The following is a 12,301-nucleotide window of genomic DNA, read 5'->3' as shown; positions in this document are numbered from 1 at the left end:
ATGTACGAGGGTGCCATCCAGGACCTGATCGACGAGCTGGGGCGGCTGCCGGGCGTCGGCCCGAAGAGCGCGCAGCGGATCGCCTTCCACGTCCTGTCGGCCGACCCGGCCGACGTCAACCGGCTGGCCGGCGCGCTGCGCAAGGTCAAGGAGCTGGTGCGGTTCTGCACCAGTTGCTACAACGTGGCCGAGTCCGACCAGTGCCGGATCTGCCGCGACCCGCGCCGCACCGATGAGGTGCTCTGCGTGGTCGAGGAGCCGAAGGACGTGGTTGCGATCGAGCGGACCGGTGAGTTCCGGGGCCGCTACCACGTGCTCGGCGGGGCGATCAACCCGCTGGAGGGCATCGGGCCCGACAACCTGCGCATCCGCGAGCTGATGACCCGCCTGGGCGGGGGCGCGGTGCGGGAGCTGATCCTGGCCACGGACCCGAACACCGAGGGCGAGGCCACCGCCACCTACCTGGCGTTGATGGTCAAGCCGATGGGCATCGCGGTGACCCGGCTGGCGAGCGGCCTGCCGGTCGGCGGCGACCTGGAGTACGCCGACGAGATCACCCTCGGCCGGGCCTTCGAGGGGCGCCGCGCCGTCTGATCCGCCGATCGTGGCCGGCACCGGATCCCGGTGCCGGCCACTGCCGTACGCGCTCGGACATCCACTGTGGGCTCTGACATGTGGACGAAGCGCGCGTCGATAGATGTAACAAATTTGCATCGGTCAACCTGGACATTTCGCCCCTTTGATGGCGGTCCGGCGCTGCCTGCGGGGCGGGACGCCTCGGTTAAGACACGATCCGGTACCAACCGCTTCGACGAAGGTTTCCCGGCGGTCCGAACGAAGGCTAAGGTCACGCCCATCGGTGACCCCTGTCACCACGTTGTCCGTACCCCCAAGGAGAAGCACCATGCGTGCATCCAGGCCGAAGGTCGCTATCGCGGCCGTCGCGGTCGCGGCCCTCGCGGTAGCAGGCTGCGCCGAGAGCGACCGCGGTGACAGTTCCGGCGGTAGCAAGAAGGACACCCTCGTCTTCGGCGTCGCCGGAGACCCGAAGGTGCTCGACCCGAGCTTCGCCAGCGACGGTGAGTCGCTGCGCGTCGCACGCAGCATCTTCGAGACGCTGGTCACGCCGGAGGAGGGGGGCACGAAGATCACCCCCGGTCTGGCCGAGTCCTGGACTCCGGACGCCGCCGGCACGACGTGGACCTTCAAGCTGCGTTCCGGCGTGAAGTTCCACGACGGCACCGACTTCAACGCCGAGGCGGTCTGCAAGAACTTCGACCGCTGGTACAACGCCAAGGGCCTCATGCAGAGCCCGGACGTGACGGCGTACTGGCAGGACGTCATGGGCGGCTTCGCCAAGAACGAGGACGCGGAGCTGCCGCCGAGCCTCTTCAAGTCCTGCACCGTCAAGGACGCCACCACTGTGGACCTGGCCTTCACCCGGGTCTCCAGCAAGATCCCGGCCGCGCTGATGCTGCCGTCGTTCTCCATCCACAGCCCGACGGCGCTGGAGAAGTACGACGCGAGCAACGTGGGCGGCACCGCCGATGACATCAAGTACCCGTCCTACGCGATGGAGCACCCGACCGGCACCGGCCCGTTCAAGTTCAAGTCCTGGGACGTCGCCAACAAGACGCTGACCATCGAGCGCAACGACGACTACGCCGGCGCCAAGGCCAAGCTGAAGACCATCATCTTCAAGACCATCTCGGACGAGAACGCGCGCAAGCAGGCGCTGCGCTCCGGCGACATCCAGGGCTACGACCTGGTCGGCCCGGCCGACGTCGAGCCGCTCAAGGGCGAGGGCTTCAACGTCCTGACCCGCCCGGCGTTCAACATCCTCTACCTGGCCATCAACCAGAAGGGGAACCCGAAGCTCGCCGACATCAAGGTCCGGCAGGCCATCGCGCACGCCCTGAACCGGCAGGCGCTGGTCGACTCGAAGCTGCCCCCGGGCGCCAAGGTCGCCGAGAACTTCATGCCGGACACCGTCGAGGGCTGGAACGGCGACGTCGCCAAGTACGACTACAACCCGGAGAAGGCCAAGCAGTTGCTGGCCGAGGCGGGCGCGACGAACCTGACCCTGCGGTTCCACTACCCGACCGAGGTCACCCGCCCGTACATGCCGAACCCGAAGGACATCTTCGAGCTGCTCTCGGCGGACCTCAAGGCGGTCGGCATCAACGTCCAGGGCATCCCGCTGAAGTGGAGCCCGGACTACCTCAACGCCACCACCTCCGGCAGCAAGCACGACATCCACTTCCTCGGGTGGACCGGTGACTACGGCGACGGCTACAACTTCATCGGCACCATGTTCGACCGGCCGAAGGACGAGTGGGGCTTCACCAACAAGGCCCTGTTCGACCAGTTCCAGGACGCCGACACCACCGCCGACCAGGCGGCTCGGGTGGAGAAGTACAAGGCCCTCAACAAGGCCATCATGGAGTTCCTGCCCGGCGTCCCGGTGTCGCACTCGCCGCCGGCGATCGTCTTCGGCAAGGACGTGACCGGGGTCAAGGCCAGCCCACTCACCGACGAGCGGCTTGAAACGGCCGAGTTCAAGTCCTGACCTGACGCTCCGACCGCGGGCGGGCGCTGCTTCGACAGCGTCCGCCCGCGGCCCTCCGTACCCCCTTCGAGGCCGCCGTGTTCCGGTTCATCGTCAGACGCCTGCTACAGCTGATACCCACGCTGTTCGGGCTCTCCCTCCTGCTCTTCATCTGGCTCCGTCGACTGCCCGGCGGCCCCGAGACCGCCATCCTCGGCGAGCGCGGAACGCCCGAGATGCGTGCCGCGATCCGGCGCAACATGGGCCTCGACGAGCCGATCCTGGTGCAGTACGGCCGTTTCGTGCGGCGGCTGCTCCGCCTCGACCTCGGCACCTCGACCTCCACCAAGCGCGCGGTCACCACGGAGTTCCTGGAGCGTTTCCCGGGCACCGTCGAGCTGACCGTCATGGCGCTGGTGATCGCGATCGGGCTCGGCATTCCGCTCGGCTACCTGGCTGCCCGCCGTCGCGGCCGGATGCTCGACCACCTCTCGGTCGGCGGCTCGCTGATCGGCATCTGCATCCCCGTCTTCTTCCTGGCCTACGTGCTGAAGGCGATCTTCTCGGAGAACCTCGGCTGGTTCCCGTCCAGCGGCCGGCAGGACCCGACGCTCGGCGCCACCCGGATCACCAACTTCTTCGTCCTCGACGGCCTGATGACGCGGGAGTGGGACGCCGCCGCCGACGCGATCTGGCACCTCGTGCTGCCGGGCGTCGCGCTGGCCAGCATCCCGCTCGCGATCATCGTCCGGATCACCCGGGCCAGCGTGCTGGAGGTGCTCAACGAGGACTTCGTCCGCACCGCCGAGGCGAAGGGCCTCACCGAGTCGACCGTCCGCCGCCGGCACGTGCTGCGCAACGCGATGCTGCCGGTGGTCACCTCGATCGGCCTGCTCACCGGCGGCCTGCTCTCCGGCGCGGTGCTGACCGAGACCGTCTTCGCCTTCAGCGGCATCGGGGCGTTCATCTACGACGCCATCGGCCAGCGGGACTACCCGGTGCTGATGGGCTTCATCATGATCATCGCGGTGGTGTACGTGCTGGTGAACCTCCTGGTCGACCTCTCCTACAGCCTGATCGACCCGAGGGTGAGGGTCCGATGACGATCACCACCGGCAAGAAGAAGGAAAAGATCGACCGGCTCTCCGAGCTGGCCGCCCGCGACGACGAGCGCGGCGTCAGCCTCTGGCAGGAGGCGTTCCGCCGCCTGCGGCGCAACCCCGCGGCGATCATCGGCGCGGTCATCCTGGTGCTCTTCGTCCTGGTCGCGGTCGTCGGGCCGTTCTTCGTCCCGTACGGGCCGACGGACGCGATCGGCATCCGCGAGGGCCTGGTCAAGTCGGGCCAGGGCCTGATCCCGGGGGCCTCCGGAGACCACTGGCTCGGCTTCGACCACCAGGGCCGCGACGTGTTCAGCCGGATGATCGTCGGCGCCCGGCAGACCCTGCTCGTCGGTGTGGTCTCCACGCTGATCGGTCTGGCGGTCGGCGCCCTGATCGGTGGGGTCGCCGGCGCGGCGGCCGGGCTGGGTGGCCGGTGGGGCCGGGCCGTCGACACCGCGCTCATGCGGGTCGTCGACATGATGCTGGCGCTGCCCAGCCTGCTGCTGGCGGTGAGCATCGCCGCCCTGCTCGGGGCGAGCCTGACCACGGTGATGATCGCGGTCGGCGTGGTCTCCGTGCCGGTCTTCGCCCGGCTGCTGCGCGGCTCGATGATCTCCCAGGCCAACAGCGACTACGTGCTGGCGGCCACCTCGCTGGGCGTGAAGAAGTCGAAGATCGCGATCACCCACGTGGTGCCGAACTCGCTCGCCCCGGTGATCGTGCAGGCCACGCTGACCCTGGCCACCGCGATCATCGAGGCCGCCGCGCTCTCCTTCCTCGGCCTCGGCAACCCCGACACGGCCGTGCCGGAGTGGGGCGTGATGCTTGCCGACGCGCAGCCGTACCTGGGCATCCGGCCGGGGCTGGCGATCTACCCGGCGGTCGCGATCATCATCACCGCGCTCGGCTTCACCCTGCTCGGTGAGGCGATGCGCGAGGCCCTCGACCCGAAGCTGCGGAAGTAGGTGCTCATGTGTGAAGCGCGAGGAGTGAGCTTGCGAGCCCCGCAGTCGCGAACGGAAGGTCGGCTGTGTGAAGCGCGAGGAGTGAGCTTGCGAGCCCCGCAGTCGCGAACGGTACGTCGGCTGTGTGAAGAGTTGCGAGCCCCGCAGTCGCGGACGGAGGGTCGGTAATGTCCCTGCTCGAAGTGGACGACCTCGCCGTCACCTTCGCCCGGCGCGGTCAGCGCACCGTGCACGCCGTGGACGGTGTCTCGTTCTCCGTCGACGCCGGCGAGGTGGTCGGCCTGGTCGGTGAGTCCGGCTGTGGCAAGAGCGTGACCTCGCTGGCGATCATGGGCCTGCTGCCCAAGCAGCCGGGCCTGCGCGTCGGCGGCAAGGCGGTCTTCGACGGCACCGACCTGCTCCAGCTCGACGACCGGTCCCGGCGGGACATCCGCGGCCGGGACGTCGCGATGATCTTCCAGGACCCGCTGTCCTCCCTGAACCCGGTCATCCCGATCGGGTTGCAGGTGACCGAGGTGCTCGCGCGGCACCGGGGAATGAAGGGCGCGGCGGCCGAGAAGGAGGCGGCGACGCTGCTGGACCGGGTCGGCATCCCCGACCCGAGGCGGCGGTTGAAGGAATACCCGCACCAGCTCTCCGGCGGCATGCGGCAGCGCGCCCTCATCGCGATGGCGGTGGCCTGCAAGCCCCGGCTGCTGATCGCCGACGAGCCGACCACGGCGCTGGACGTCACCATTCAGGCGCAGATCCTGGAGCTGCTCAAGGAGTTGGTCCGCGACTCCGGCACCGCGCTCGTCATGATCACGCACGACCTGGGCGTGGTGGCCGGCATGTGCGACACCATCAACGTGCTCTACGCCGGCAGGGTGGTGGAGACGGCCCGCCGTCGTCCGCTGTTTCGCGAGCCCCGGCACCCGTACACCGTGGGGTTGCTCGGCTCGGTGCCCCGCCTGGACGCCGGGCGCGGGGAGCGACTGAACCCGATCCCCGGCTCGGTCCGCGACGTGCTGCCCTGGCCGGACGGCTGCGCCTTCGCGCCGCGCTGCGCCCGGCGGGTCGACGAGTGCGTGGGGGAGCCGCCCGCGCTGGTGCACGCCCACGACGGGCGCAGCTACCGCTGCGTCAACCCGGCGCCGCTGCCCGGCACCGTGCCTCCGGCCGCCGCCACCACCCGGGCGGCGGACGCTCCGGCGGCGGAGGCGACCGCGGGCCCGGTGCCCGCCCCGCGCGAGGAGGAGAAGCCGTGACCGAGAGCGACATCCTCGTCGAGGTCCGCGACCTGAAGGTGCACTTCCCGATCCGGCGGGGAGTGATCCTCGACCGGACGGTCGGGCACGTGAAGGCGGTCGACGGGGTCGACCTGCGCATCGCGCGCGGCCGGACGTACGGCCTGGTGGGCGAGTCCGGGTGCGGCAAGTCGACGCTCGGCCGGGCGCTGCTCCAGCTCACCCCGCCCACCGGCGGCGAGGTCGCCTTCGACGGCGTCGAACTGACGAAGCTGCCGGCGGGCAGGCTGCGGGCGATGCGCCGCCGGATGCAGATGATCTTCCAGGATCCGATGTCGAGCCTGGACCCCCGGCAGAACGTCGAGTCGATCCTCACCGAGGGGTTGCAGACCCACGGCATCGGCGGCAACCGCGACGAGCGGCGGCGGATCATCAGCGAGACGCTGGACAAGGTCGGCCTGCCCCGCTGGGCGCTCTCCCGCTACCCGCACGAGTTCTCGGGCGGCCAGCGGCAGCGCATCGGCATCGCCCGGGCGCTGGTGCTCGGGCCCGACCTGATCGTCGCCGACGAGCCGGTCTCCGCGCTCGACGTGTCGATCCAGGCCCAGGTGGTGAACCTGCTCGACGAGCTCCAGGACAGCCTCGGCCTGACCTACCTGGTGATCGCGCACGACCTCGCCGTGGTGCGGCACATCTCCGACACGGTCGGCGTGATGTACCTCGGCGCGCTGGTCGAGGAGGCGCCGAGCGACCGGCTCTACACGGAGCCGCTGCACCCCTACACGCGGGCGCTGATGTCGGCGGTGCCGGTGCCGGACCCGGACGTGGAGGACCGGCGGGAGCGCATCCTGCTCGCCGGTGACCTGCCCTCGCCGGCCAACCCGCCGGCGGGCTGCCGGTTCCACACCCGCTGCCCGTGGGCGCAGCCGACCCGCTGCGCCGACGAGCGGCCGGTGCTGCGGGAGATCGGCGGGAGCCGGGTCGCCTGCCACTTCGCGGAGCGGATCGCCAGCGGCGAGCTGCGCCCGCACAAGGTCAGCGTGCAGATCACCCGCCCGATGGGCGAGGGCGAGGAGCCGCACGCCGTCTCCGCCCCCAGCGAGCCCGGCTCGTACGTCTGACCTGCGGCGGACGCGGTCCCGCCGAGGGGCCGCGTCCGGCCGGTGGTCAGCCCTCGGGGCGGTGCAGCAGGGCGACGGCGATGCCGTGCACCGCGTCCAACCCGGCCGGATCAGCCAGCGCGACCCTGCCACCGGTGACCGTGTACCACTCGTCGGCGTCCTTGTACTGCACCGACAGCGTGACCTGGCCGTCGGCGTAGCCGGTGCGCAGGGTCAGCTCGCCGGTGACCACGCCGACCTCGTCGGTCATCACTCCGCCCGGACCGGGCACGAGGTCGGCGGTGCGTTCCTGGGCGGCGGCCGACGCGCCGCCGGCGTCGGCGGCCATGCCCGCCCCCGGCACCGCGGTCTGCGTGGCGGCCGTCCCGTCCGCCGTCATGCCGGCCGTGGTCGGCCCCGCGGGCGCGCTGCCGGCGGCCGCGGCCGCGTCCTCCCCGCCGGAGTCCGGCATCTGTTCGGGAGCGGGGGTCGCCCCGGCCCCGGTCACGGCTTGTTCGCCCATGTGCAGCCCTCCAGCATGTCGGTCAGGGCGGCCTTCTCGGCGGTGGTCACCGTGAGCCGCCAGTGGTGCTTGACCGTCACCCAGTTCTCGGCGTACTGGCACCAGAACGACCGGTTCGCCGGTTTCCACTGGGACGGGTCCTGATCACCCTTTGCCCGGTTGGAGTTCTTGGAAACCGCGATGAGCTGCGGTCGGTCCATGTCGTTGGCGAAGTCGCCGCGCTTGGCGTCGTCCCACTCGTCGGCGCCGGAGCGCCACGCGTTCGCCAGCGGCACCATGTGGTCGATGTCCACGTCGGACGGATCGGTCAGGGCGCGGTCGTCGTACACGCTCTCCCACCGGCCGCCGACCACGTTGCAGCCGGAGAGCTCGATGTCCTCCCCGTCGCGCTTCAGCACGCTGTCCCGCACGTCGCAGTTCTTGCCGGTGTCCCGCCAGTGCGGGAAACGCTCCCGGCTGTAGCCCTTCATCGACCCCGCGCCGGCGACGCTGAGCTGGGCCAGCTTCTGCGCGGCGTTGCCGCCGCTGCTGCTGCTCGGCGGGGTGTCCGGCTCGTCGACGGGGACGCAGCCGGCCGCGCCGAGCGCCAGCGCCGCGGCCAGCGCGGCCGTCACCGCGACGCGCGGTCCTGATCTGGTACGCACAGACGACACCTCTCCAGCTTGCGGGCTCCCGGCGATCCCGCACAGTACCCGGGCATGGTTTCGGCGTTTCGTGGCGTCTCTCATATGGTGCGGGGAAGATTGGAGGCGATGACCGACTCTCCGCCCGCGCTCCGGCTGGGCACCGCCCACGGTCGGGGCACCCTGCTCGCCGCCGTCCTCGCCTCCGGCATGGTCTTTCTGGACGCCACGGTGGTCAATGTGGCGCTGCCCCGGCTCGGCGCGGAACTCGAGGCCACCGTCGCCGGTCTCCAGTGGACGGTCAATGGATACCTGTTGATGCTCGCCGCCTTCGTCCTGCTCGGCGGCGCGCTCGGCGACCGCTTCGGCCGGCGGCGGGTATTCCTGCTCGGGGTGGTCTGGTTCACCGCCGCCTCGCTGCTCTGCGGCCTGGCCCAGGGCACGGAGTGGCTGATCGCGGCCCGCTTCCTCCAGGGCGCCGGCGGCGCGCTGCTGACCCCGGGTTCGCTGTCGGTGCTCCAGGCCAGCTTCCACCCCGACGACCGGGGGCGGGCGATCGGCGCCTGGTCGGGGCTGTCCGGCGTCTCCACCGCGCTCGGCCCGTTCATCGGCGGCTGGCTGATCGACGCGCTCTCCTGGCGGTGGATCTTCTTCCTCAACCTGCCGTTGGCCGTGCTGGTGGTGCTCGCCGCGCTGCGCTGGGTGCCGGAGAGCCGGGACGAGGCCACCTCCCGCACCCGGGCGGCCGGCCGGCGCCGCCGCTTCGACGTGGCCGGCGCGCTGCTCGGCGCGCTCGCCCTGGCCGGCATCACGTACGCGCTGATCGACGCCCCGGCGCGCGGCTTCGACTCGGCGCCGGTGCTGGTCGCGGCGCTGCTCGGGGTGGCCGGCGCGGTGGCCTTCGTGCTCGTCGAGCGGCGCCGGGGCGACACAGCGATGCTGCCCACCGGGCTGTTCAGCAGCCAACTCTTCTCCGTGCTGAACGTCTTCACCGTGCTGGTCTACGCGGCGCTCGGCGGCTTCACCTTCTTCCTCGCCGTCTACCTGCAGAACGTGGTCGGCTGGTCGGCGCTGCTCACCGGGGTCGCGTTGCTGCCGATGACGGTGCTGCTGCTGGTCGGCTCGGCGCGGGCCGGCGCGCTGTCGGCGCGGATCGGGCCACGGCTGCCGCTGACCGTCGGGCCGGTGGTCGCCGCCGCCGGGCTGGTGCTGCTGCGGGGCGTCGGCCCCGACGCGTCGTACTGGCGGGATGTGCTGCCCGGGGTGGGGCTCTTCGGGGTCGGGCTGACCCTGGTGGTGGCGCCGCTGACCGCGTCGGTGCTGGCGGCGGTCGACGACCGGTTCGCCGGCGTGGCGAGCGGCTTCAACAACGCCGCGTCCCGGGCCGGCGGCCTGCTGGCGGTGGCCGCGCTCCCGCTGCTGGTCGGGCTCTCCGGCACCGGCTACGAGCAGGCGGGCGAGCTGACCGGCGCCTACCGGGACGCGATGCTCTGGTGCGCCGGCCTGCTGCTGGCCGGCGCGGCGTTGGCCGCCCTGCTCATCCACCGCCCGCGGCGTTAGGAAGGGCCCCCTGCTATGCACCAGGCGTTAACAGGGTGCCCTTCCTTACACCTCAGGCGCGGGCGCGGTTGACGGCGCTCGTCACGGCCTTGATCGAGGCGGTGACGATGTTGGCGTCGGTGCCCACGCCCCAGACCGTACGACCGTCGACCTCGCACTCCACGTACGCGGCGGCCTGCGCGTCCCCGCCGGAGGAGAGCGCGTGCTCGTGGTAGTCGAGCACCCGCACCGCCACGCCCACCGACTGGAGCGCGTTGACGTACGCGTCGATCGGGCCGTTGCCGACCGCGGTCAGCGAGTGGGCCTCGCCGCCCAGGCCGACGCGGGCCTCGATCTCGACCTTGCCCTCGGGGGTGCCGATGGCGTAGCCGTCCAGGGTGAGCGCCGGGTCGGCCTGGTGGTCGAGCAGGTAGTGCCCCGCGAAGATCTCCCACATCGTGCCCGGGTCGACCTCGCCGCCGTCGTGGTCGGTGACCTGCTGGACCACGCCGGAGAACTCGATCTGGAGCCGGCGCGGCAGGTCGAGCTGGTGCTCGCTCTTCATGATGTACGCGACGCCGCCCTTGCCGGACTGCGAGTTGACCCGGATGACCGCCTCGTAGGTGCGGCCCAGGTCCTTCGGGTCGACCGGCAGGTAGGGCACCGCCCAGGTGAAGTTGTCGACGGGCACCCCGGCCGCCGCCGCGTCCGCGGTCAGGGCGTCGAAGCCCTTCTTGATCGCGTCCTGGTGGGAGCCGGAGAAGGCGGTGTAGACCAGGTCGCCCGCGTACGGGTGGCGCTCGTGCACCGGGAGCTGGTTGCAGTACTCGACGGCCCGCTTCACCTCGTCGATGTGCGAGAAGTCGATCATCGGGTCGATGCCCTGGGAGAACAGGTTCAGGCCCAGCGTCACCAGGTCGACGTTGCCGGTGCGCTCGCCGTTGCCGAACAGGCAGCCCTCGACCCGGTCCGCGCCGGCCAGCAGGCCCAGCTCGGCGGCGGCCACGCCGGTGCCCCGGTCGTTGTGCGGGTGCAGGCTCAACACCAGGCTGTCCCGCCGGGGCAGGTGCCGGTGCATCCACTCGATCGAGTCGGCGTAGACGTTCGGCATCGCCATCTCGACGGTGGCGGGCAGGTTGACGATCAGCTTCCGGTCCGGCGTCGGGTCGACCACCTCGATGACCTTGGCGCAGACCTCCAGCGCGTACTCCAGCTCCGTGCCGGTGTACGACTCCGGCGAGTACTCGTAGTGGATGTCGGTGTCCGGGGTGTGGATCTCCGCGTACTTCTGGCAGAGCCGCGCGCCCTGGGTGGCGATGTCCGCGATGCCGTCGCGGTCCAGCCCGAAGACCACCCGGCGCTGGAGCGTGGAGGTCGAGTTGTAGAAGTGCACGATCGCGCGCCGCGCGCCGCGCAGCGACTCGAAGGTGCGGTCGATCAGGTGCTCCCGGCACTGGGTGAGCACCTGGATCGTGACGTCGGACGGGATCAGGTCCTGCTCGATCAGCTGCCGGACGAAGTCGTAGTCGGTCTGGCTGGCCGAGGGGAAGCCGACCTCGATCTCCTTGTAGCCCATCTGCACCAGGAGCTGGAACATCCGCCGCTTGCGCTCCGGCGACATCGGGTCGATGAGCGCCTGGTTGCCGTCGCGCAGGTCCACCGCGCACCAGCGCGGCGCGGTCTCGACGTGTCGGGTCGGCCAGGTGCGGTCCGGCAGGTCGATGCGGAACTGCTGCTGGTAGGGCTGGTAGCGGTGGTACGGCATCCCGCTGGGGCGCTGCCGGGCGAACGGATCGGTCTCCGCGTCGGTGACGGGTTGAGCCATGACGAAGTGCTCCCCTTGAACATGTGGCGTCAGCAATCGGAAGGTGTCGGCCAGGTGCCGGGGCGACGGTGCCCGGGCGGTGCCGATGGGAAGTTCGGATGTGCTGGACGGCGCGGTTCGACTCCGCGACGAGGTGCCGGCCTTCAGGCCTCGTCGCGGCGACCAAGGAGGAGGTACGCCCGCCACATGACCAGGTAACCCTACGTGGTGGGACGAGTCGCGGGAAGGACGGTCCGGACTATGAGACGTACTTCGCATTCCCGCTGGTCAGCACGATCTCGGCCAGGGGGAGGCGGCGGCGCAGGCCGGTCTCCGATCCGAGCAGGTCGGCGGGCAGGCTGAGCGGGTCGCCGAGCTGCCCGACGGCCACCACCACGTGCGGCCGTACGCCGTCCGGCAGGTCGAGGTCGGCGGCCAGGCCGGCGCGGTCCAGGCCGCGCAGCTGGCGCACGTGCAGGCCGAGCGCCGTGGCCTGCACGGTGAGGTGGGCGATGGCCTGACCCAGGTCGTAGAGGTGCCCGGCGGCCCCGGTCAGGTGGGTGCCCAGCAGCAGGGCGGAGGCGCGCTGGGCCCACCGCTGGTCCGGCTCCGGCAGGTTCACCAGGATCCGCTTGAACGTCTCGTCGTCGCGGTGCCCGAGGACGAACCGCCACGGCTGGACGTTGCCGGCCGAGGGCGCCCAGCGGGCCGCCTCGATCAGCGCCGACGCGTGGTCGGCGGCCAGCTCCGCCGTCGGGTCGAAGGACCGGGGGCTCCAGCGGAACGCGAGCAGCGGGGTGAGGTCGACCATGCGACGAGTGTCCCGTACGGGCGGTTCGGAAGCTAAGGGTGGTATGTCCGAATGTGGCG

11 protein-coding genes are annotated in these 12,301 nt (G+C 71.1%); 7 read left to right on the top strand and 4 right to left on the bottom strand.

All coding sequences use genetic code 11. The features are described 5' to 3' along the window. The 6 genes from recR (at window position 1) to ACGF5G_RS29060 (ending at window position 6,963) form a co-directional block, all read left to right on the top strand. Window positions 1-594, top strand: a complete 594-nt coding sequence (gene recR, locus ACGF5G_RS29085) for a recombination mediator RecR (protein WP_350683348.1) — start codon at window positions 1-3, stop codon at window positions 592-594. A gap of 310 nt (window positions 595-904) precedes the next feature. After that, window positions 905-2,569 (top strand): ABC transporter substrate-binding protein, encoded by a 1,665-nt coding sequence (locus ACGF5G_RS29080; protein WP_393268514.1) that lies wholly within the window; start codon window positions 905-907, stop codon window positions 2,567-2,569. A gap of 77 nt (window positions 2,570-2,646) precedes the next feature. Further along, window positions 2,647-3,651: an ABC transporter permease gene (locus ACGF5G_RS29075; RefSeq protein ID WP_393268511.1), complete on the top strand. Its 1,005-nt coding sequence runs from the start codon at window positions 2,647-2,649 to the stop codon at window positions 3,649-3,651. After that, window positions 3,648-4,616 carry an ABC transporter permease gene (locus ACGF5G_RS29070; RefSeq protein WP_393268509.1) on the top strand — a complete coding sequence of 323 codons (969 nt, stop codon included), beginning with the start codon at window positions 3,648-3,650 and terminating at the stop codon, window positions 4,614-4,616. Before ACGF5G_RS29075 ends, ACGF5G_RS29070 begins: the two co-directional genes overlap by 4 nt. A 167-nt stretch (window positions 4,617-4,783) precedes the next feature. After that, window positions 4,784-5,863 (top strand): ABC transporter ATP-binding protein, encoded by a 1,080-nt coding sequence (locus ACGF5G_RS29065; protein ID WP_393268506.1) that lies wholly within the window; start codon window positions 4,784-4,786, stop codon window positions 5,861-5,863. Next, on the top strand, window positions 5,860-6,963 hold the full coding sequence (locus ACGF5G_RS29060; protein ID WP_393268505.1) for an ABC transporter ATP-binding protein: 1,104 nt from the start codon (window positions 5,860-5,862) through the stop codon (window positions 6,961-6,963). The genes ACGF5G_RS29065 and ACGF5G_RS29060 overlap by 4 nt, the downstream gene beginning before the upstream one ends. Window positions 6,964-7,009: 46 nt before the next feature. Here ACGF5G_RS29060 and ACGF5G_RS29055 read toward each other — a convergent pair whose 3' ends face one another. Beyond that, window positions 7,010-7,465 carry a hypothetical protein gene (locus ACGF5G_RS29055; RefSeq protein WP_393268502.1) on the bottom strand — a complete coding sequence of 152 codons (456 nt, stop codon included), beginning with the start codon at window positions 7,463-7,465 and terminating at the stop codon, window positions 7,010-7,012. After that, window positions 7,447-8,109, bottom strand: a complete 663-nt coding sequence (locus tag ACGF5G_RS29050) for an HNH endonuclease family protein (RefSeq protein WP_393268500.1) — start codon at window positions 8,107-8,109, stop codon at window positions 7,447-7,449. Before ACGF5G_RS29050 ends, ACGF5G_RS29055 begins: the two co-directional genes overlap by 19 nt. Window positions 8,110-8,217: 108 nt before the next feature. Between ACGF5G_RS29050 and ACGF5G_RS29045 the strand changes: the two genes are divergently transcribed. Beyond that, a complete protein-coding gene (locus ACGF5G_RS29045) occupies window positions 8,218-9,648 on the top strand; it encodes an MFS transporter (protein ID WP_393268498.1) in 1,431 nt (476 codons plus the stop codon). A 52-nt stretch (window positions 9,649-9,700) separates the two neighbouring features. Here ACGF5G_RS29045 and leuA read toward each other — a convergent pair whose 3' ends face one another. Both leuA and ACGF5G_RS29035 read right to left on the bottom strand, forming a co-directional pair. Continuing rightward, window positions 9,701-11,452: a 2-isopropylmalate synthase gene (leuA, locus tag ACGF5G_RS29040; RefSeq protein ID WP_393268496.1), complete on the bottom strand. Its 1,752-nt coding sequence runs from the start codon at window positions 11,450-11,452 to the stop codon at window positions 9,701-9,703. Window positions 11,453-11,690: 238 nt separating this feature from the next. Beyond that, the gene (locus tag ACGF5G_RS29035) at window positions 11,691-12,242 is read right to left on the bottom strand and encodes a nitroreductase family protein (RefSeq protein ID WP_393268493.1); all 552 of its coding nucleotides are present in this window, start codon (window positions 12,240-12,242) and stop codon (window positions 11,691-11,693) included. Window positions 12,243-12,301: the final 59 nt, after the last annotated feature.

This window comes from Micromonospora sp. NPDC047730, from assembly GCF_043204765.1.
Classification (GTDB): Bacteria; Actinomycetota; Actinomycetes; order Mycobacteriales; family Micromonosporaceae; genus Micromonospora.
This window is presented reverse-complemented; position numbering and strand designations above follow the sequence as displayed.

What these genes read in the sequence shown, in the direction of transcription:
- recR (WP_350683348.1), top strand. Translation starts at nt 1, where the DNA reads ATGTACGAGGGTGCCATCCAGGACCTGATCGACGAGCTGGGGCGGCTG.
- ACGF5G_RS29080 (WP_393268514.1), top strand. Translation starts at nt 905, where the DNA reads ATGCGTGCATCCAGGCCGAAGGTCGCTATCGCGGCCGTCGCGGTCGCG.
- ACGF5G_RS29070 (WP_393268509.1), top strand. Translation starts at nt 3,648, where the DNA reads ATGACGATCACCACCGGCAAGAAGAAGGAAAAGATCGACCGGCTCTCC.
- ACGF5G_RS29065 (WP_393268506.1), top strand. Translation starts at nt 4,784, where the DNA reads ATGTCCCTGCTCGAAGTGGACGACCTCGCCGTCACCTTCGCCCGGCGC.
- ACGF5G_RS29055 (WP_393268502.1), bottom strand. Translation starts at nt 7,465, where the DNA reads ATGGGCGAACAAGCCGTGACCGGGGCCGGGGCGACCCCCGCTCCCGAA.
- ACGF5G_RS29045 (WP_393268498.1), top strand. Translation starts at nt 8,218, where the DNA reads ATGACCGACTCTCCGCCCGCGCTCCGGCTGGGCACCGCCCACGGTCGG.
- leuA (WP_393268496.1), bottom strand. Translation starts at nt 11,452, where the DNA reads ATGGCTCAACCCGTCACCGACGCGGAGACCGATCCGTTCGCCCGGCAG.
- ACGF5G_RS29035 (WP_393268493.1), bottom strand. Translation starts at nt 12,242, where the DNA reads ATGGTCGACCTCACCCCGCTGCTCGCGTTCCGCTGGAGCCCCCGGTCC.